The 20,923-nt window shown below is 51.7% G+C and carries 16 protein-coding genes and 1 pseudogene; 10 read left to right on the top strand and 7 right to left on the bottom strand.

Going from position 1 to position 20,923, the window contains the following annotated elements; genetic code table 11:
* Positions 1–50 precede the first annotated feature (50 nt).
* Positions 51–533, top strand: a complete 483-nt coding sequence (locus ACJJIK_RS02390) for a pyroglutamyl-peptidase I family protein (RefSeq protein WP_444944086.1) — start codon at positions 51–53, stop codon at positions 531–533.
* Positions 534–558: 25 nt separating this feature from the next.
* On the opposite strand, the pseudogene ACJJIK_RS02385 reads toward ACJJIK_RS02390, so the two are convergent.
* Positions 559–822, bottom strand: a pseudogene (locus ACJJIK_RS02385) (DMT family transporter); the annotation flags it as partial.
* A 301-nt stretch (positions 823–1,123) separates the two neighbouring features.
* On the opposite strand from ACJJIK_RS02385, the gene ACJJIK_RS02380 reads away from it, so the two are divergent.
* The 6 genes from ACJJIK_RS02380 to ACJJIK_RS02355 all read left to right on the top strand — a co-directional run bounded on the left by ACJJIK_RS02380 (position 1,124) and on the right by ACJJIK_RS02355 (position 7,432).
* The gene (locus tag ACJJIK_RS02380; RefSeq protein ID WP_444931353.1) at positions 1,124–1,465 is read left to right on the top strand and encodes an ArsR/SmtB family transcription factor; all 342 of its coding nucleotides are present in this window, start codon (positions 1,124–1,126) and stop codon (positions 1,463–1,465) included.
* 260 nt (positions 1,466–1,725) lie between these two features.
* Positions 1,726–3,180: a hypothetical protein gene (locus tag ACJJIK_RS02375; protein ID WP_444944085.1), complete on the top strand. Its 1,455-nt coding sequence runs from the start codon at positions 1,726–1,728 to the stop codon at positions 3,178–3,180.
* A 115-nt stretch (positions 3,181–3,295) separates the two neighbouring features.
* On the top strand, positions 3,296–4,378 hold the full coding sequence (locus tag ACJJIK_RS02370) for a permease (protein WP_444944084.1): 1,083 nt from the start codon (positions 3,296–3,298) through the stop codon (positions 4,376–4,378).
* Positions 4,379–4,405: 27 nt separating this feature from the next.
* Positions 4,406–5,707 carry an NAD(P)-binding domain-containing protein gene (locus tag ACJJIK_RS02365; protein ID WP_444944083.1) on the top strand — a complete coding sequence of 434 codons (1,302 nt, stop codon included), beginning with the start codon at positions 4,406–4,408 and terminating at the stop codon, positions 5,705–5,707.
* A gap of 82 nt (positions 5,708–5,789) precedes the next feature.
* Positions 5,790–6,647 (top strand): class I SAM-dependent methyltransferase, encoded by an 858-nt coding sequence (locus ACJJIK_RS02360; protein WP_444944082.1) that lies wholly within the window; start codon positions 5,790–5,792, stop codon positions 6,645–6,647.
* 233 nt (positions 6,648–6,880) lie between these two features.
* Positions 6,881–7,432 (top strand): hypothetical protein, encoded by a 552-nt coding sequence (locus ACJJIK_RS02355; RefSeq protein WP_444944081.1) that lies wholly within the window; start codon positions 6,881–6,883, stop codon positions 7,430–7,432.
* Positions 7,433–7,460: 28 nt separating this feature from the next.
* Here ACJJIK_RS02355 and ACJJIK_RS02350 read toward each other — a convergent pair whose 3' ends face one another.
* The 6 genes from ACJJIK_RS02350 to ACJJIK_RS02325 all read right to left on the bottom strand — a co-directional run bounded on the left by ACJJIK_RS02350 (position 7,461) and on the right by ACJJIK_RS02325 (position 16,249).
* Complete coding sequence (locus ACJJIK_RS02350; RefSeq protein WP_444944080.1) at positions 7,461–8,429, bottom strand: UDP-glucose 4-epimerase family protein; 969 nt, start codon at positions 8,427–8,429, stop codon at positions 7,461–7,463.
* A 114-nt stretch (positions 8,430–8,543) separates the two neighbouring features.
* Positions 8,544–9,056 carry a hypothetical protein gene (locus ACJJIK_RS02345; protein ID WP_444944079.1) on the bottom strand — a complete coding sequence of 171 codons (513 nt, stop codon included), beginning with the start codon at positions 9,054–9,056 and terminating at the stop codon, positions 8,544–8,546.
* Positions 9,057–9,197: 141 nt separating this feature from the next.
* Entirely contained in the window at positions 9,198–10,088 is an 891-nt protein-coding gene (locus tag ACJJIK_RS02340) for an AEC family transporter (protein ID WP_444931361.1), read from the bottom strand.
* A 34-nt stretch (positions 10,089–10,122) separates the two neighbouring features.
* Entirely contained in the window at positions 10,123–13,803 is a 3,681-nt protein-coding gene (locus ACJJIK_RS02335) for an efflux RND transporter permease subunit (RefSeq protein WP_444944078.1), read from the bottom strand.
* A 10-nt stretch (positions 13,804–13,813) separates the two neighbouring features.
* Entirely contained in the window at positions 13,814–14,923 is a 1,110-nt protein-coding gene (locus tag ACJJIK_RS02330) for an efflux RND transporter periplasmic adaptor subunit (RefSeq protein WP_444944077.1), read from the bottom strand.
* Positions 14,924–14,926: 3 nt separating this feature from the next.
* Positions 14,927–16,249: a TolC family protein gene (locus ACJJIK_RS02325; protein ID WP_444944076.1), complete on the bottom strand. Its 1,323-nt coding sequence runs from the start codon at positions 16,247–16,249 to the stop codon at positions 14,927–14,929.
* A gap of 454 nt (positions 16,250–16,703) precedes the next feature.
* Between ACJJIK_RS02325 and ACJJIK_RS02320 the strand changes: the two genes are divergently transcribed.
* The 3 genes from ACJJIK_RS02320 to ACJJIK_RS02310 are packed head-to-tail and all read left to right on the top strand — an operon-like array spanning position 16,704 to position 20,919.
* Entirely contained in the window at positions 16,704–17,411 is a 708-nt protein-coding gene (locus ACJJIK_RS02320; RefSeq protein ID WP_444931365.1) for a TVP38/TMEM64 family protein, read from the top strand.
* Positions 17,411–19,648 (top strand): hypothetical protein, encoded by a 2,238-nt coding sequence (locus tag ACJJIK_RS02315; RefSeq protein ID WP_444944075.1) that lies wholly within the window; start codon positions 17,411–17,413, stop codon positions 19,646–19,648. Before ACJJIK_RS02320 ends, ACJJIK_RS02315 begins: the two co-directional genes overlap by 1 nt.
* Positions 19,645–20,919: a glycosyltransferase gene (locus ACJJIK_RS02310; RefSeq protein WP_444944074.1), complete on the top strand. Its 1,275-nt coding sequence runs from the start codon at positions 19,645–19,647 to the stop codon at positions 20,917–20,919. The genes ACJJIK_RS02315 and ACJJIK_RS02310 overlap by 4 nt, the downstream gene beginning before the upstream one ends.
* The last annotated feature ends 4 nt before the right edge of the window (positions 20,920–20,923 follow it).

Below are 20,923 nucleotides of genomic sequence, written 5' to 3'. Positions count from 1 at the left end.
GAATTACCAGCGATAAAATCCCAGCAACTGAGCTTTAATGAACGATCAAAATGCCTACTGTTTTGCTAACCGGCTTCGAGCCCTTCGGTAACACCCCGATAAATCCCGCTGAATCCGTTATGCGCTTACTGGATGGCACACAAATATCCAACTGTGATATTCAAGGCCTTTTAGTGCCCAATAATTTCTTTGAAAGTATTGATCTTGTTACCGCTGCAATTAAGACGATAAAACCTCAATTAGTAGTGATGCTGGGGGAATACAGTGGCCGCGCAACGATTACTATCGAGAGAATTGCACAAAATTATAACGATTTCACCAGATATCATCTAAAAGATAATCGGGGGGTTGAAATACAGGGGGAAGCAACGGTACAAAATGGTCCAGTGGCCTATCGAAGCACACTTCCTATCCGCGCAATGGTAATGGCCATGCGAAACACTGGCGTTCCGGCAGATATATCCGATACTGCCGGCACCTTTTGCTGCAATCACCTGATGTATGGCGCTCTACACTATCTTCACCGCCAATAAATATTGCTAAATTATTCAGGGCTTCCTAGGAGGTAAAAACGCTAGATTTTACCGTAATCAGAGCTGTCCCCATAAATATCAGCGCAATACCAGAAATCGCGTAGGTGTCAAATTTCTGCTGCCAAATAAAAACAGATGCTGCACAGACAAGTGCTATCCCGACTCCAGACCAGATCGCATAGACCATACCTACATTCATGGTTTTCAAAACGAAGGCCTGAAATAAGCTCGCCAAAGAGCAAAAGAATATGGAAGCCATACCCAGCCACCACTTCTCCCAGCCATTTGATGCCTTGAGGAGCTAAGCAACAACCGTTTAATACAGCAAACTATCACCAAGTGCCTGTAGCGTTTATATGAAAATTACTCATCGTCTAAGAGAGAGAATCTAATCATCACACCCCTGAATGCTGATATCACTTCGGAGCAGATATCATCACCTCTGCCCTCTCCGGCATACATCATCAGTCAAAACTCAGGTTCTCCAGGGACTGAAAGACTTATGGCTCCCCAAATAGATCAGGAAAACTTTATCTTTAGCACTAAACTGTATATATTTCGATAAATGCAGAATTTATGATCAAATCGTGATGGAAATCGAAGAAGCAGCCAAGTCACTCAAAGAGCTCGGACACCCAACCCGGCTATTGATTTACAAAAAGGTCGTCAAAGCCGGTTTACCGGGTATTCCTGTAGGCAGTATTCAGGAACAACTAGACATCCCCGGCTCAACCCTCTCTCACCATATATCAAGTCTGGTTTCAGCGGGGCTGGTCTCTCAGCGACGCGAGAGTCGCACTCTTTACTGTGTGGCAGAGTATCAGCACTTAATTGAAGTTATTCAGTTTTTGCAAGATGAGTGCTGTCATGATGATTTCAATTCATCGATAAAGTACCCTGACGCCAAGTGCACACTGCAAGATCAACACTGAATGACCCTAGCTTTGCTCCGGACAGCCCCTATTAATCGCATTCCGGAGCTACCCGCCCCCTCCCAGACAGCCAGCTTATAAGTGCCAATAGACTAAGCGCCCAAAAAACAATCAACCCTGGTCAACGCTCTCGCGTAAGTTGAGATCAACCTCTAAATCTCGGGGCTTTACTACACTCACATATTTCGATTAATCTAGAATCATAGATATTAATTATACAGATGACCTTGTGGCCATTACTGTCGATAAGGAGAGAAACCATGCAGACTATCCAGCCTAATACCGTCCAGGCTGCCGGTGAAGCTGCGGAGTGGGGACTTGCCCACGGCCTCGCGTTCAAGAAGAGCGATGGCTCTGCGATCCATGTCCCCTTTAGCTTCACTCCCAGTACTATAGATCTCGATCATTTTGAGGCACTAAAGAAAGCGGCACCTCTTCTGGCAAGACTTATCCATACAGTCTCAGAGGATCACCAATTCCTTCACGAAGCCATCAGCCCCGTCGCTCAGGGCGACGCATTCTTTAGTGCCCTGCTAGTCATGCATCAGCAAATCAAGGATGCCGCGCGCCTCCCCCTCCTGATTATGAGGAGTGACTTTATGGACGATATAGATCACGGTCCAAAGCTGGTTGAATTCAACGGGATCGCCGCAGGAATGGGACCATTCGGGCAGCGTATTCACGAGTTGCATCAATTTATCCAGTCACACTATCCAGAGCCTTATACGACTTGGTCCAAGCCCCCTTATGGCCCACTGATTGATAACCCCAGTATCGAAAGGCTATCCCAAGGCCTTGCCGAAGCGGCAAGCACCATTAAAAATGAATTTAAAGATGGCGGCAGCCCAGTTTTTTTAATGGTGGTTCAGGAAGACGAAGATAATATCTTCGACCAGCATCTGCTCGAATATGCCTTAGCAGAAAAAGGGGTGCGCACGGTACGCAAGACCTTTCGCGAACTTAACGAGAGTCTAGCCAGCGGCCCCGGCAACAGGCTGCTTCTACAGGGGGTAGGCCCCATAGACTGCGTTTATTTACGAACTGGCTATAACTACTGCGATTATGTCGCTAAAGACCTGGATGGCGAACGCTGCTGTGAAACACTGATGCAAACGCGGATATTGCTTGAGAACCACCGAGTCGCAATCAATGCAACCGTGAGCCAACAGCTGGCCACCAGTAAGCGCGTACAAATGACCCTTTCATCCATGCCTGCACAGGAGCTAACACGCTTTAACCTGTCTCTAGATGAAGCTATCTCCATCAAATCATTACTCGGCGACATAAGACCAATATCAGCAGATACGCTGGAGTGGTTCAGCAAGCAGGATTCCGCTCACTGGGTTCTCAAAAACCAGGGAGAAGGCGGTGGGCACTGTATTTTTGACCGCGATATCATGCCAAAACTCAAGCAGCTCTCAATAGGCGAGTACCCCGCCTGGGCACTGATGCAGCGCTTAAACCCCGCTCCTAGAAGCGGCCCCGCTCTGATAGTCAGAAATTCCGAACCGCACCTGCTAGATGATTTGATCAGCGAAATAGGTCTGTTCACAATTCTCAGCAACGGCAAACCAGCCACTTTAGAACAGGGTTACGCTGGCTATTTGACCCGAAGTAAATCATCCCGGGCGACTGAGGGCGGTGTGCACAGCGGCAATGGTGTCTTAGATTCACTAATGCTCAATATTGCCCAACACCCACTAGTCACTCCATAGAAGTACTCTCCCAGCAACCCTAAAGGTTATTTCCACTTTTATAGAAATATATTGACGCCGCTCATCATTTCGGCAATTCTAGAAACATCAAATCTTTAACTAAGGAGTTGAAACAATGTCCCCAGAGTTTGCATCCATGCTCGAAGAAGCTCTCTCTATGTTTGCTTTTCTTGCAGTTGAGTTAACAGTCCTGTTTCTAGCGGTCAGCTACCTTGTTGGCGTATTACAGCAATACATTACCCCTGAAAAAATTCAGGCAACCCTCAGTTCACGTAATGGCCGAGGCTATGTGATAGCTGCGCTCCTCGGTGCCATTACACCTTTCTGCTCATGCTCAACCATCCCCTTTTTAAAAGGATTACTCCGAGCCCGCGCCGGCTTCGGGCCAATGCTGGTATTCCTATTTTCCAGCCCCCTACTCAACCCGGTAGTTATCGGATTACTGGTCGTTACTTTCGGCCTTAATGTGGCAATCTTCTACTTCTCTCTGGCAATGGCGGTATCCATTACTGCGGGATTTGTTTTAGAAAAGCTCGGATTCGAGCGCTTTGTCCGCGATGAAGCCTACCGGGAATCAAGCAACAATAATTCCAGCTCCCCCACAGATAAAAAGGAAACAGGTACCAATCCACTATTTAATAAAGCTGAATTAGCGACTGCAAGCACAGTGCCCGCAGCAGCAGTCGCTAGTCCATCACTCACGACCAATACCGAAACCACTTCGACCTGCGGAGCCGGTACTTCAGCGGGCAACAGCTGCGCAGCGGATAAAATAGAAACCCAGCAGCCCAATCGCTGGATCAGTATCTGGCACTCCACCTGGAAAGACTTTAAGAAAACCCTTCCCTACCTACTACTCGGTATCACTCTGGGATCCTTCATTTACGGATTTGTACCGACTGATTTAATCGTAACCTATGCCGGTGACAATAAATGGTACGCAATCCCAATTGCAGCCATTATCGGCATTCCACTCTATATTCGCGCCTCTGCTGTTATTCCCCTGAGTGCAGGCTTAGTACAGAAAGGTATGGCTCTCGGATCGGTAATGGCGCTCATTATCGGTAGTGCCGGCGCCAGCCTAACAGAGGTTATCCTGCTGAAATCCATCTTTAGAACCCAGATGATCGCAGCATTTTTAACCGTTGTTTTAGGTATGGCTGTTACAGCCGGCTATCTGTACACCCTTCTGTTTTAACACCAGATATTTTAAAGGTACTGACTGATGAACAAGATACACGATGCCATTATTGTTGGTGCAGGTCCGATTGGAATTGCCGCTGCCGCACAACTCCTGTCGAGAAACTTAAAGCCACTGGTTTTAGAGAAGGGGATCTCCGTTGGTAGCGCTATATTAGAGTGGGGGCATGTTCGGGTATTTACTCCCTGGCCCTATGTGATTGATAAGGCTGTGGCTACCTTGCTTAAGAAAAATGGCTGGACCTACCCCGATAAAGAGCAGCTACCCACAGGCCGTGAAATAGTGGATAAGTATTTAACCCCAGCCGCCACAACCCCCGAATTAAAAACAGTAATTACCTACTCTGCCGAAGTGACAGCAATATCCCGGGAAAACCATAGCAAGCACACCTCAACAAATCGCGACAAGGCTCTCTACACCGTTCACTACAAGGATGCTTCTGGCAATACCCATATCCAGTATGCAAAAGCGATCATCGACGCCTCAGGAACCTGGTCCAACCCCACCCCCATTGGGCGAGACGGACTTCCCGTACCCGGTGAGATTGAGAATCGCGACCTTATTACTTACGGAATACCCGACATTATCGGTACCGACAAACAAAAATATAGGAACAAGCACACTCTGATTCTCGGTGCTGGGCATTCCGCCATGAATATCGCTCTCGCACTTATCAATCTTCAGAAAAGCGAAGCTGACACACGCATCAGCTGGGGTATGCGAAAAAATGATATTGAAAAACTCCTAGGCAGTGGCATCAACGATAAGGTTCCCGCGAGAAAAGAATTGGGTATCGCAGCCAAAAACGCCATCGACAGTAAGCTACTGGAACTACTGCCGCAAATACAGATAAAACAAATCAAAAGAGAGGGCACAGAACTTCTTGTCAGTTTAACCAGCGGTGGCGAAGACCAGGAAATAACGGTCAACCGCATTATCGTCGCTACCGGGTTTCGCCCCGACCTACAAATGCTGCGTGAGATAAGGCTCGATATCGACCATATCGTAGAGGCCCCAAAAGCCCTCGCCCCCATGATAGATCCCAACCTCCACTCTTGTGGCTCAGTAAAAGCACATGGTGCCGAGGAGCTATCTCATCACGATGAGAACTTCTATATCGCTGGCATAAAATCCTATGGCAGAGCCCCCACATTCCTTATGCTGACTGGATATGAACAGGTTCGCTCTATTGCCGATAAGCTTGCTGGAAATTATGAGGCCGCCCGCAGCGTTAAACTCAATTTCCCGGGAAGTGAAAGCAATACCTGCACACAAGCTCAAAATTCTATTGACTCCGAAAGAACTACGACCTCTCACTGCTGCTAGCCACACGGTCTGATACTTCTGTCGAAATAGTCTGTCGGCCTTGCGATCAATTAGCACCGCAATTGATCGTAAGGCCGGTAATATGCCGCATCTCTCTATACCTGTAACACACGCCTCCCCGACTCACACAAGGCTCAACTTCGAAATACAAAGGAGAGCCTGCAAAATAGTACAAGCGAACAAGTTTTATCTCGGCAAAACTAACAATTTTAGAGATATAATTAATCCGCTATCATTCGAATCGCCTCAGAAAATAGCATCAGCAACAAAGGTTGTATCCATGCAAGACCAAGATCCACAATTTATTGCCAGTCAACTCTCATGCCCCAAAGGGGAGGCAGGTGTTGATATGGGCAATAAAATGAATATTCTCAACCAAATTATTACCCAGCAAACCATTGAGAAGCTATCTCCCCAACAAGCTGAATCAATCGTTGAGATCGGGCCAGGCAACGGGCTGCTCTCCCTACCGATATTAGATGCCCTTGGGGCCGATGGACATTATCTGGGCATTGAGATGTCAGAAACTATGGCCGGCGAGCTTCAAAGCGCCATAATAAATAAACCCTGCACCACAGAAGTTATTTGCGGTGATTGCCTGGAAGTTCAGCTAAAAGCTGAAAGTGTTGACGGTATTATAGGGGTTAACATCCTGTATTTTATCGAAGATTTATTGGAATTCTTTACCCACATTATTAACTGGATCAAACCTGGAGGCCGGGTAGTCTTTTCTATTCGCTCAGATAAATCACTGAAAAAACTACCCTTTACCCAATTTGATTTTCATATACGCAACACCAGTGAAATAGAATCTCTTATGCAAAATGCCGGTTTTGATGCCATTGAATCCTACTCTTTTGATGAGCAAATGATCCCTTTTGGAGATACCCTGGTACCAGCGGATTCGGTGATCATAGCCGGGGAAAAACCCCACCCCTAAACTTACTCTAATGCGCCTAAAGAAACACTACCGATATCCACCGAACACAGCCCCACCCGGTCTTATCTTTTCATGCCACCTTGGTGGTGCAGATAAATATTCGAAGGGGCTTCAGTTTGTACCGTTAGGTCTCAACCATAAGGTGGCAATCTTCGCCTCGCAGTTCCTGCCCAGGCCCCAGTTGTGCGATACTGCCGCCCCCAAAGAAGTCCGAAAGAAAACAGGGAAGGCCTATGACCAAATTTACACTGACTCTGGCTGCGATTGTATTGGCTGGCTGTAGCTCGGTCACCCATATCTCAGAAAAAACGGCTGGGGAAGTCAGGCAGGCGGTATCTATCCAGGTGGATGAGAAAAACCCCGGCACCCAATTCTCAGGCCCTCACTTACAGGCCACCACTGATGGCTCTGACTTTAATCTCTATTACTACAGCCTCCGCGCTTTCGAACCCGCTAGCGATGCACCCATTCGCTATCACCTCCGGGTCAATCTCACCTATCGCCAAGCATGGCGCAACTACGAATTCGCCGAGTTAAATGGTGGGCAATCCGTAGAAACCGCGCCTATTGATAGGAATGTCCTACAGTGTTTCAGTCGCAGCACGTGTATGCTCGAAGAGGTTCTGGATATTGCTCTCACCCAGGAACAAATACTGGCTGCGGTGCAGGAGCGGGATAAGCTCGCGCTAAAATTGGGAGCAAAGTCCGGGCACAGCTCCACTATCGAGGTTCCCGCCAGTTATCTATTGGGCTTTTACGCCGCTGTTGTTAACTACGAGGGGTAGTCCCCCTCCCTCTCACCACAATCCTTGCCTAACGGCTCTTCTGTGGCGATTTGGACGTTCCCGCCTGACAATAAGCCTGTGCCGCACTGGCCAGGCCTTCCCCCAGGGCCATCGGCGGGGTCCAGTCGAGCAGCTCTTTGGTTTTGGCGATATCAACTTGCAGTGATCCACACAAACGCTCGGCAATTGCCCCCTTCCCTATCACCTTGAGCATACTGGTCAGCAGTAATTGCGGGACCGGCAGCAGGCGGGCATTGCAGCCCAGGGCACAGGAAAGGCCGCGCAGCAGATCGGTGACCGATACATCCATATCGTCAGAGACCAGGAACACTTGATTTGCCGCACTGGGGTGAGAAATACAGACGCGTACCAAGTCCACCAAATTACCCATAGACACCAGGCTTCGGCGATTGTTGATCGCCCCGAGCGGCAGCGGAACACCCCGGCTCAGCCAGCGCATCATCGATTGAAAGTTTGCCTTTACCCCCGGGCCATAGATCAGCGGTGGGCGAATAATAACCACTTCCATTCCGCTAGAGCCAGCCAGCTCAAGCAGCGCCTCTTCCGCCTCCTTCTTTGAAAGCCCATAAGGATCAAGGGGCTCACACTGCTCATCCGCGTTAAATGGGACCCGGTTGTCGGTGGACTCACCGTTAACCTTGATGGAACTGAGATAAATAAAGCGCCTAACTCCCGCTGAAGCCGCCTGCTGTGCCAACTTGATAGTCCCCTCGACATTCACCCGGCGGAATTCGGCCAGGGGATTAGCAGCGGTTTCCTCCATCACATGAACGCGTGCAGCGGTGTGAATCACCGTATCTATATCGACCAGTGCATCGCTCCAGTCTGTATTGCTGGACAGGTCAGCAATCTGAAAGCCCCCCTCAGTCTCGCGGCGATACACCGGCAAGACCGGATAACCGACTTTGCGCAGCTGTGATAAGAGTGCGGTTCCGACAAAGCCACTGGCGCCGGTGAGTAATATACGTCCTTTCAAAAGAGGCCTATTTGGCAGCTGTAGAATTTTCCTTAGTTTACACGGAGCGCTTTTGCAACGCAGCTCTGTTCCCGCAAGGCATATAGCGCGCACAAAACAAACAGGGGATCGCGGCTATATACCGCAAGAGCGCGCCCTGTTTGCGCGGGCGTTTTTGAGCCTGGCCCTGACATTCTTCAGGGCTCTCGCGTGGGGAGCCCGGGTCTCGGGCCTGCCCCAGCGCTTTTCCCAGGCTTCCCTAGCCTGCAAGCAGGCCTGTGCTTGCCGGTACTTCCAGCTCGCCTCTTCACAGGGAGGCAGCCCCTCGGGGGGCTGTCGGTCACAGATCTGATGATATTTCTTGTGCGCAATCTTTTCTTGAAAGTTCTCGGCGGTAGCCCCTTCAAAGTGTCGAATCGGTGCTACTTGGGCTTCCCTATCCCCGCCAGCTGTAACTCCCCCCGGATAGAGCACCGGCAGAATTACCACATCTTGACGCAGCCCATTGATAGGCCGACGGGCATCGACAGAAGTTAAATCTCCTCCCGGAGAGGAGTGCGCAAGCAACTGAGAGGAGATCGCCAATAGAAAAGTCCCTATGATTGGCAATACCCAAAACAAGCGCTCGGGCAAAAATTGTTTTGACATTACAGCCTGTAAGCTCCCAGGGATAGCTGGTTGCGGTGGCAAAACGATTTCCATGCCGCCAAGTGACAATATGGAACAGTTTAATCCGCCCCTCTGCCACACCCCAACTCATACCGCAATAGTCAGTGACTCGACTGTGGATTACTGCACCCAGTAAGTGAGTGCAACAGGTAGAACAACAATACTCATAAGGGTCGAGATAAAAATGATACCGGATACTTTGGCCGCATCCTCGGGGCGATAAATAGAGATCCACAGATAGGTATTAATCGCACAGGGCATCAGGCACTGTAAAATCAGAACCCCGCGCATGGTACCGGTAAAGTTAAAAAAACTGGTCAGAATAAGGGCAACCAGCCCTCCGAGGATAACGTGCCCAAAGGCAAAGATTAACTCTTTCTTTATATCAGTCAGCTTAATTTGGGCAAGACTGTGCCCCAGTGTCAGTAACATTAGCGGGATCGCCATCCCCCCCAATAGATGCAGGGAAGACATAACCGCTTGTGGCAGACTTATATTGAAAATTAAAGCCACTATAGAAAAGATAACACTGTAAATAGCCGGGCTCAGGAAAATATCTCTGGCGGACCAGCGGCCGGAAGTGACCCCAGCAGCAATTACAAAGACAAATACCATGCCCACCACAACAAATGCGACCCCATACAATCCACCGGTATGCCCGAAGGCCAAAGCACATATAGCCAGGCCTATATTGCCGGTATTACTCATACTCAAACAGGAGAAGTAAGTCGGTATACTCTGCCTAAACAAAGAGAGCAGCAGCAGGGTAAACACCGCCATTAGAGAATACATCAGGGCAGCGGCCAACAGCATCCACAGGAACTTATCCAGCACAATCTTCTGACCCAGCATATGATCAAGTATCAAGGCCGGATAACCGATATGGGCCATCAATTTGGATACCATTTTAGTGTTCAGTTCTTGCTTACTGGCGGCAAATAGGTATCCAATAAGAACACAGACAAAAACAGGCACAATAACTTCAAATACATTCCCAAATAGGGTTTTCATCGAACCTCAAACAACAAGCGGGAGTTAACAATATTCAAGTGACCGGCAAATCACCGGAGTCACTCGCCTTTTCAGCCCCGGCCTCCCCCCACTTGATCCACTTTAAATCCTCTACCAGCGTTGTATAGATCACCGGCACTAAAAATAAAGTTCCAAAAGTAGCCAGAAGTAAACCGCCAATCTGGGCGAAGCACAGGGGCCGCCAGAGAGGCCCGCCGTGAATCGCCAGGGGGACCAATGCAAAAGTCGTTGCGGCGATCGTGATCAGAATTGGACGCAGCCTTAGGATACCCGCATCGAGAAGTGCCTGGCGCAATGAATCACCAGCGGCATGGCGCACCTCAATAAAATCAAACAGAACAATAATATGACTGACAATAACCCCAATCAGGCTCACTATTCCTAAAAAGGCCATAAAGCCAAATGGCTGCCCAGTGATAAAGAGAGCGGCAAGTGCGCCCACCATACCCAGAGGCACTGTGGCAAAGACAACCAGGGGTTTGATCAAACTGCTAAATTGAAATACCAGAGCGAGAAAAATCGCACTGGAGGAAACCGCCATAATCATCAACAACTGTAAAAACCCATGCCGAGTGCTTGCCGCATCTCCAGACACCTGCAATTGATACCCCACCGGTAGCGATTCCGCCAGCAGCTGCAACTCATCTTTAATATCCGCCATAATGTCAGCTGAAATAAATTCAGCATAGGGGAATGCATAAACACTAATGGTGCGAAACTTCTCCAAGCGGTAAATTCGTTCCGTCGCAAAGCGCACAGAGGTCTCCGCTACTTGCCGTAAGGGAACATGGTTTTCGCTATCTGCGGCAAACACATATAAGTTATTTACATCCTGAAGCTGGCCGCGCTCTGCCAGGCGAAGCTGGGTTACAATGGGGATTTCCCTATCTCCCTGCCGCAGGGTATTCACCGCCGTTCCGCTCAAACCAGAGGATGAGGCCAGGGCAATATCTGCATTGGTAACACCCGACATCGCCGCCCGATCTTCGAAGACATTCATCTCTAACACCAGGCTCTTGCCTCCCCAGTTAGTGCGGGCAATCCGGGCGTAAGACGACTCCTCCACAATAGTTTTAATGGTTTGCGCATATTGGCGCAAGAGCGCAATATCCTTTGCCTCTTCCTCGGCTCCCACTGTCACACGCCCCGACACTCTTATCTCAAAGGGGTATTCAACATTGCTTGTCTGCAATTGGCGAACATCCAGCTCGGCCCCCGGAATACGCTCAGACAGCGCGCGCTGAATAATCGGCGTGAGTAGCGGCGTTAAATTTTTATCACTCAATTTAACGATAATTTGCCCGTAGTTAGGCTGTTTTTGCTGGGGATTAATCGTATACCAAAAACGCGGCGCCCCGCCCCCCAGGGTTGTACTAATCCCATCGAGAATAGGTTCATCAGTGCTTTTTCGATGCTTGCGCTCATACGCCTCAATCGCTTCCCTAATCATCCCTTCGGCAGTTTTTGCCACATTATCCGTTGCATCAATACTCGCATCATTTTGCAGCCAAATATCAACATAGAAAAGGTATTGAACATCTGCGGGAAAGAATGCATTGCGCAGCTGGCTCTTTATCACAACCCCCAATACGAGCAGTCCCAGGGCGATAACAAGCACCGTCTTTCTATGACTAATAGCCCAACCTGCCGCCCAATAGTAGCGTCCCGTCAGTCCGTATTTCCGTTTCGCCTCCAGGCTTTGCGTCTCTTGCTTAGGTGGGCGCAATATCGTATGCCCCAGAAAAGGAATAAAGGTCATTGAAACGATACGAGAAGCCACCAGGGCACAAACCATAACCACCGGAAGGCTACGCAAGAAGTCGCCCTGATTGCCGCTCAATAGTAAAAATGGTAAATAAGCAACGATATTGGTTAAAGTGGCAAAAAAAATCGCCTTAGCCAGTAAGGTCGGCCCCAACCAAGCGGCTATTGCAGCGGCTTTGCCCGCTGTCATTTGCCGCTTGATCGCATCACTGGCCACAACCGGGTCATCCACTAAAAGCCCCAGGGCTATAATCAGTGCAGCAATCGATACCTGCTGGATATCTATTGACAACAACTGCATAAACCCAAAAGTCATTGTCAGCGTTACCGGTATCGATATCATCAAAAGCAGCGCGGATCGCCAATCGGAAAATCCGATAAACGCAATAATAACCACCAAAATAACGGCTTCAATCAATGCCGCTATAAATAGGCTTACACTCTCCTGCACCTGGCGCGGCTGATCGGAAATCCGAGCGATAATTAAATCTTTAGGCAGATCAACCCTAACCCGTTGCAGAACCTCAGTAATATTCTGCCCGAGCTGTTCTATTTGCTTGCCATCCAGCATCTGCACAGAGAGATTAATACTGCGACTGCGCTGCCACTCGCCCTTTTTATCCCGGTTAACGTAGTAATTGAGCAGGGGCGGCGGCGTCTGGTAGCCCATTACAATATCGACTATTCCGCGCAAGTATACCGGGGTTCCCGCATCACTAAGGGCCACCGGCACATCCGCTATTTCTTCATAGTCGGTAAATTCACCGCTGGGCATAATAGCGACACCCAGATCATCCGCAATAATCGTGCCGCCGGGGATGGTTGTATTGCGGCTGTTGAGAACCGAGGCGATCATATCCGGCCGCAACCCATAGGAGGCCAATCTCTCCTGGGAATACAGTAATTTAACTTCCTGGGTGAGCACACCGGTTCTCAACACCCTTTTCACTGCCGGTATAGTTCTGATATTAGCGGCGATAAGATCTGAGAATTCATCCAGCTGGCGGTAGCTATATTTCGCCCCCGCAATTTTTAACAGGTGTTCACGGGTATTGGCCGGATCACGTACCACAATAGGCTCCCAGGCATCGGGAAAGAAACGCTGGGCACTTAACTTATCGGACAAGTAGCGTTTTGTTGCCGCCAACAGATCGCGACTGCTTTTATCGGAGATAAAATCCACCCCCAAATAGCCTGCCCCATTCAAAATCTCAAAATCCGTTCCGTATCCCTCCGCTTCAAGCCAGTTGGCAAAAATCCACAGCCCCGTGGCGGAAGAGGTATTGTCCCGGGACAGTGGAAGAGCGACAACAATACTTACCCGTCCCTCACTGTTCGAGGCCTGCGCGCGAATTTCAGCAATACGCTCCCCGATATCCTCTGCCCGCAAGGTAATCTCCGTTGGCCCCGCCCGAGGGCTAGCCACACTGAGCAGGATTGCCGCCGTATCGCCAAACTCTGAATTCAGTGAAATTTCACTGGCACCAGAGGGGAGTTGCTGCTGTGCCTCAATCAATTTCAGGTTGAGATCGTTAAACGCTTTGGTCGCATCGGTTTTGGGTGCCAGTTGTACTTGCACCATAGACACGCCATTTAGTGTGAGGGATTTTATTGCGAAGGTTCTTGAATCCGGCTCATGGAGATATTCACTTTGAGCAATAGCCTCCTCCACTTTCCGTGTAACCAGTTCCTCGACCCTTATAGCCGGTTGCCCCGGCCAATAAGTTGTCGCTACCGCGATACGCACAGGAATATTGGGGTCTTTACTTTTCGGCATAAACAGATAAGCCACTAGCCCCCATATCAGGGTAGTGATTAGCAGGGCCGCAGAAATACTGGGATTATCGACAAAGAAACGTGCGGCATTAAAGCGGTGATAGGTTTCCACCGCAGCAAGGTCAGCCTGTTTTTTTTCCTGCCGATGCGCCATTCCCTAGCCCTCAAGGCACGACAATTATGGCTTGCCCGTCTCTAAGCTGGGCCGCCCCCGTAGAGACAACCCGCTCGCCCTCATTTAAGCCCTGGAGAATGGCAATATCATTGCCCAGTACCTGCCCGGGGTGAACCTGTCTTATTTTCGCCCGTAAAGTCTCCCCGTCTCGCACCAATACAAATACGGCAAAACCCTCTGGCTTGCCTGGAAGCGCGACGAGACAGGAAAGCGGGATGATCACCCTATTCACTGGAGCCGGTATTTTATCCAGAGCCAGTGATGCAATCATGCCCACTCGCAGATGGGCCTGGGGATTATCTACGGTGACGGTAATTGCAAACACTCTAGTGCGGGAATCCGCCATAGGTGAAACTTCCGTGACCATGCCTTTAAATACTTGCTCCGGCAAAGATTCGGTGCGCAGTGACACCACACTGCCAAGGGGCACATAACTCAGCACCAAATCAGGCACTGAAAACACAACCTTTACCCGAGTGATATCGGCGACAACATAGCCCACTGTTTGCCCGTGAACCAGGCTGCCCACTTCAATATTGCGCTGTAGAATAATTCCGCTAAGGGGCGAGCGCAGCACCGTATCCCGCAGCTCCTCCTCCGCTCGATCCAAGTGCGCTTTAGTGCCCACCACTGCCGCCCGGGCAATTTCATACTCCTCCCTGGCAGAGTCGTATTCCGGCGCGGTAATACTGGCAGAGCTAAAAAGTGCGCTGGCCCGCTGGTAATCCAGGTCGGCCTTGCGCCGCTCTGCCTCGGCTTTACTCACATTTGCCGCCGCCTCAGCGACGCGATCCCGGTACTGCTCATCATCAATCTTCGCCAGCACCTCATGGCGCTTTACATAATCCCCCCCTTGCAGCAGGCGGGTTTGCCCCAGTGCCGCACGAGTGGGGATCGCACGCACATAACCCTCCGTACGAAATGCCACATCCACCTGGGTGTAGGGGTTGACGACTGCGGAATAGAGAAAGCTCGCCGCAGCCGTTTGTGAGTGGGCAATAAACACTTTGACCGGGGTAGGCATTTTTTCCGGTGGCTGGCGGTCACAAGCGCCGCTAACCAACAGTACCGCGATCAGGCAAAGGCGGATACTGCCCATTGATCACACCTCCCCCACTGACCTTTCATATTCAGCCAGGGCCCGCCACACGGAAAGGATGGCACGGTTATAATCGCTATTAGCATGAAAAAGCTGCTTTTCCGCCTCCAAAACTGCGCTCAAAACGGCGGCTTGCTCGCGGTAACGATTGGTCATTACCCGCACCTTCTCTCGATAAGCGCTCTGTAATTGCCGGGCAACCCCGACAGACGCCTGAGCAGTGCGTATATGGCGCAGGCTATCGCGCACTTCTATGGCTATGCGCTGGCGAACCTCTTGTGACTTTTTTTCCGCTTCAACAATTTTATTGGCACGGCTGGACAACTCATCCCGTTTTCGCCCCCAATCAAAAAACTCCCAGCGCATCTCCAGGGAAATATAAGCTTCCGCATCGGGGATCAATTTCACATCGTAGAGTTTTAGGTACTCAATATTTAAGGCGACATCGGGAATATACTCGGACTGCTTAACCTCATAGCTGTATTCCGCCTTCTCAACCGACAGCTCCGATGCAGCGAGGTCCGGACGCTGTGCAAAGGCGAGCCCCAATGAAGTGTCTACATCAAAGGTTAAAGGATGGGGAGCCGGTAGACTTTGAATATTGAAAGGCGTTTCGATATCCCGATCCATCAGCGCATTGAGGCGCTCTTTCGCCGTCGCCATCTCATCGACAAGCCGCTGACGCTCCAGCTCGCGCTGTGCCAGGCGCGCCCGCACATCCAAAACCTCATACTCAAGAGCAACTTGCTGTGCTACGTAGTTCCCGACAAGCTCACTGAGGGAGGAGAGGAAGACAATGGCTTCATCCACAGCCTGTATATCACCGAGGATTCGGTCTATTTCAAAATATTGAACCTTAGCGAGGTAGCCGACATCCTGCTGCGCCAGGCGAACCTTTGTCGCCGCCATCTCTCTGTCCACACCCCCTTCACCAATCTCAAGCGCCAAGGTGTACAACTGTGTGATGGGCTGGGTGGCGCTGAGGGAAAACGCCTTGCTCACACCTTCCTTAGCGGTGATCTGTATATCCTCGGGCGGTATGGGCCCAATCGGGGAACTCTGTACCCAGACACCGCGATCAAAGGTATATCGCTGTCGCGTCAGGTTATCGGCGATACCCGCCGCCATTTCCAGGCGGGGATAGCGTCTTGTCTTTAATGCCTCGACGTCATCTGCAACCTCATTGACTTCAAGTGCCGCCGTCTGAACCCGCAAGTTGGCGGTCACCGCCAAGTCGATGGCATCCTCCAGGGGCAATACCGGCGCACCGGCATAACCCCAGGCCCCGCCGCCAACCAGCAGTATTGCAAGCACACACTCGAACAACGATCACCTCTATTTACAGCGGGAATTGAATAAGGGGCCCAGGGTAGTCTCATCCTGTCCCAAGGGCTGTCGGCACGATTTGCACAATGCACCAGCGGCGCCGTTAAATTTTCTCACTACCCCAATAAATTTGGGATTCAGTAAGTATATCTATTGGCAGCCTCGAACCGGGCTGCCGAACCCAGCCTGGCGGCTATCCGCTTACCCCAGGCATTAATCGGCCAAGAACCCTATTTCTATTGGTAATAACTTGATATATTTTTATTCCATCAATGCGAGCCCCACAGTGCGCAGTCAAAAATACCCTTCCTTTTGGAATATTCCATCTCACCACAATATCCCTCTGCGAAACTATCGAGACGCCATAAAGAAGCACTGCCTGTCGCCATCCTTTGACTAGGCTAGTAAATGGCGGCGATCAAAACCGTGCCCCTTCGGTTCTGTGGATAATCCTATGGCGGTAAAGTTTCTACCTCTATTCGTTCTCGCAATTTGCATTATCGTCGTAGCAGGGGCACTGAGCTTGCTGGTTTATTTTGACCTGGACAGCCAAATTATTGCGTTGATGCAGTGGCTCAACGAGCGCGGCTGGCAAACGAGTTTGCTGTTTATTTTTATTGTGGCCGCCGCAATCATTTTTTTACTGCCGGGTGTCATTTTTACTATGGGCGCGGGATTTGTATTTGGAGTAATAAAAGGCACCCTGCTGGTGATTGCCGGCACCGTACTCGGCGCCACTCTGGCATTTCTTATCGCCCGCTATCTCCTCGGCGAGAGGGCCTCCCAGTGGATAATGTCACATATCAAACCCGCAACAGTCGGCGAAGTGATTCGGCGCGAGGGCTGGCAAATGATTATGCTGACCCGCCTGGTCCCCCTATTCCCCTTCAAACTGTCGAACTATTTCTTTGGACTCACCCCCGTTCGACTGCGGGATTTTGTGATCGGCAATGCACTCGGAATTATCCCCCTCACCTTGCACAACGTGTATATCGGCTCCATCGCCGCAGACCTCACCTCGCTGGGCAAAGTGGAGGAGCGCACCCCCATGCAGTGGGGATTTTATGTTGCCGGCTTTGCCCTGGCCGTCATCGCACTTATCGGGCTCACCCGCATGGCTCGCCGTGCACTGAAAAGAATTATTAGAGAAGAGGATCTCTGATGCCTTGGATGAAATGGCTGCCTTGGCGCTTCTTCGTGCGCCGCTTTGCCACCGCTCACGGTTTCCTTGACCCGCTCACCTTAATGGCGCACCTCCAGCGCTTTGCCGAACCCTCGGAGGTGAGTGAACCCATTGAACTGCTGCGAGCCGGTGCGGTATTTCACGCCCGGGCCCTGATTAACAGCAAGGTGATCCAGCACAACCTGGACTGGGTGTGGCCCTACTGGATTCAGCGCCAATTCGATCCCCGCGACAAGTCCTTTATCCCCCGGGCCTTTTCCATTAGCCACTGCAACCTGAGCCATCGCAACTGGACTGCGGTTGGCATACCGGACTGTGAGGCCCTGCCGATCGTCGACCCGCGAGGCTTGCTCACCCCCCACTACGATGGCTGGTCTATCGATACCTGGGTGATCAGTGATAGCGGCGAAGAGCTGATGCCCTCCACGCTCAGCTTCTGTAGCCAGCACCAGGAACTGGGGGACAATATTGCAATAGTGACCGAATCCCACCGCAGGGGGCTCAAGCTGCGCAACAGAGCTGCAGCCAGCCTGCTTCAGGGCCAGCCGCGCTGTGTACTGGAGCTCAATGCCCAATGCCCGGGGGGCGGCTGGTTGATGGTGGTATTGCGCCCCTGTAACCCCGAGGGCGTCAGTTTCGTACACAAGGTTCGCCTGAGCGATAGCGGGCGCAGCTGGCTTGTGGAGGACAAAGCGGCGGTGGAATTTAGCCAGCCGGTAGATAAACACCTGGCCTCCAATTACAAAGGCGGCGATATCTACCTACACCTGCGGGACAAAGAGGGCCACCGCGAGGGGCTGTGCGATATCGGCATGGCCTCCGCTGCTGCCATGTTCCGCATTGAAGACCGCAAACCCTGCAAAATTGAAGTTGCCGTTCCCCTGGCTGAGGAGGGTGTTGGCAACCCCCAGTGCTGGGAAAACGCGCTGGAAGGTCACTGCGCCCTCACCGTGCCCGACGAAAAATTCCAGTTTCTCTACGACTCGGCAATACGCACCCTGATCCTCCACTCCCCCAAAGATGTCTATCCGGGGCCCTACACCTACAAGCGCTTCTGGTTTCGGGATGCGGCATTTATGATTCAGTCGCTATTGTTTGCCGGGCTGACCAAGCGCGCCGAGAGAGCTCTGGAGCAATTTCCCCACCGGCAAAAACGGGATGGTTTCTTCCACTCCCAGGACGGCGAATGGGACTCCAATGGCGAAGCCCTGTGGATTTTCAATCTCTACTGCGAATTAACCGGCAAGCCCCTAAAGCAGAGCTGGTGTGAACCTGTCGTTAAAGGGGCCAAGTGGATTGTCGGCAAGCGCCTGCCGAAAGATGGCAGCCTCTGTGGCGGACTGCTGCCCGCCGGGTTTAGCGCGGAACACTTGGGTCCCAATGACTGCTACTACTGGGACGACTTCTGGGGGGTCGCCGGACTCCAGAGCGCCGCCAGTATTTGCACGCGCGAGGGAATGGAAGACAGCGCCCACCGCTTCAATAGTGCGGCCCGTGACTTCCAACGCACCATTGACCAGAGTCTACAGGGCGCTTGCGAACGCCTGGGCCGCCCAGCTATGCCCGCCTCGCCAAACCGGCGCCTGGACGCCGGCGCCATTGGATCAATCGCCGCCGGTTATCCTCTGCAACTGTACCCCCCCGAGGATTCACGACTGATAGACCTGGCCGAATATCTAATCAAAGAGTGTTTTGTCAGCGGCGGCTTTTTCCAGGATATGATCCACTCGGGCATTAACGCCTACCTCACCCTCCATATTGCCCAGGTACTGCTGCGCGCCGGAGATTCCCGCTGTATTGATCTGATGCGCAGTGTGGCGGAACTGGCCTCGCCAACCGGGCAGTGGCCGGAGGCCATCCACCCCCACTCCTTCGGCGGGTGTATGGGAGACGGGCAACACGCCTGGGCCGCAGCCGAGTGGGTGGCGATGCAGCGCAATTGCTTTGTCCGCGAAGAGCAGGACGCCCTGGTACTGATCTCGGGGCTGCCCCCGGAGTGGCTCAAAGGGGGCGACAACCCCCAACCCATCCGCTTTGGCCCCGCACCTACCCGATTTGGGTTGATCACGCTGGAAATTGAACCGGGCCCCAGCCCCAAGGTCTCCTGGGCCGCCGATTGGCACGGCAAGCCCCCGGCGATTGCGATCAAAGCGCTCGGCTTCCGCGCTGTACTGGTTTCAGACGGCACTCAGAGCGTGGAGTTGAGTCCCCAGTGAATATCGCAATGTTCACCAATACCTACCTGCCTCACGTGGGCGGCGTTGCGCACTCCGTGGCGGCCTTTAGCGAGGAGTATCGAAAACGCGGGCACCAGGTTCTGGTTATCGCACCTGAATTCGCACAAAAGTCCGAGAATGAAGAGCATGTTCTACGGATTCACTCAATCCAGAATTTTAATGGCACCGATTTTTCTATGGCGCTGCCATTCTCCGGGGTTTTGACGGATGCGCTGGATAAATTCCGCCCGGATATCATTCATGCGCATCACCCTTTTCTTTTAGGGCTGAGCGCCCTGCGAACGGCACGGGAGCGCGAACTGCCCCTGGTTTTTACCCATCACACACTGTACGAACACTATACCCACAACCTGGTGGGAGACTCGGCGGCGCTAAAGCGTTTTGTCATCGAGGTGGCGACACACTACGCCAATAAAGCGACCCTGGTACTGGCGCCCAGCCTGAGTATTGTAAAGCTGTTGCGGGAGCGGGGGGTGTACACCCCCATCGCCGAAGTGCCAACCGGTGTGCACTCGGAGCAATATGCCCGGGGCTGCGGCAGGCGAGTCCGGCAACAGCTAAAAATTCCCGCATCCGCCTTCCTGTTGGGACATCTGGGGCGATTTGGAAAAGAGAAAAACCTGATTTTCCTGTGCCAGTGTGTCGCCGCCTTTTTACGGGAAAATCCCGGCGCACATTTTCTGCTCGCCGGCAGCGGGCCCATGGAAAATCAGCTTCGACAATTCTTTATCGACAAAAACTTGATGACGCGGGTACATATGCCGGGAAAAGTCATCGGCGATGCGCGCCGGGATGTTTACAGTGCAATGAACATCTTCCTATTTACCTCCACAACTGAAACTCAGGGGTTGGTACTCTCGGAAGCCATGGCCTCTGGTGTACCGGTGATCGCCCTGGATGCCAATGGCTCCAGGGATATGTTGAGACCGGGTATCAACGGCCGCCTTATTGCCAAACAGACCACCCGCGATTTTGTCGACGCCATACGCTGGTTTTATAAACTCCCCAGCCAGCGCCGCCAAATGCTTATTAAAGCGGCCAGAACAACCGCTCGAGATTTCTCCATGCAGAGCTGCGCCCAGCGCGCACTGGACCTCTACCAACCCCTCGTCCACAACCACTGGCCGCTAGATAATTCGATTTACGCGCGCTGTATGCGCACCGGAAAGTTGATTAGCACCCAGTGGGAAATTTTTGCCAGTGTCACCGAAGCCGCCGGCGTCGCCATAAGTCGACCCACAAAGCGCTGATCCA

This window comes from Microbulbifer regidiadema (SeqCode) (genome assembly GCF_052466995.1).
This window is presented reverse-complemented; position numbering and strand designations above follow the sequence as displayed.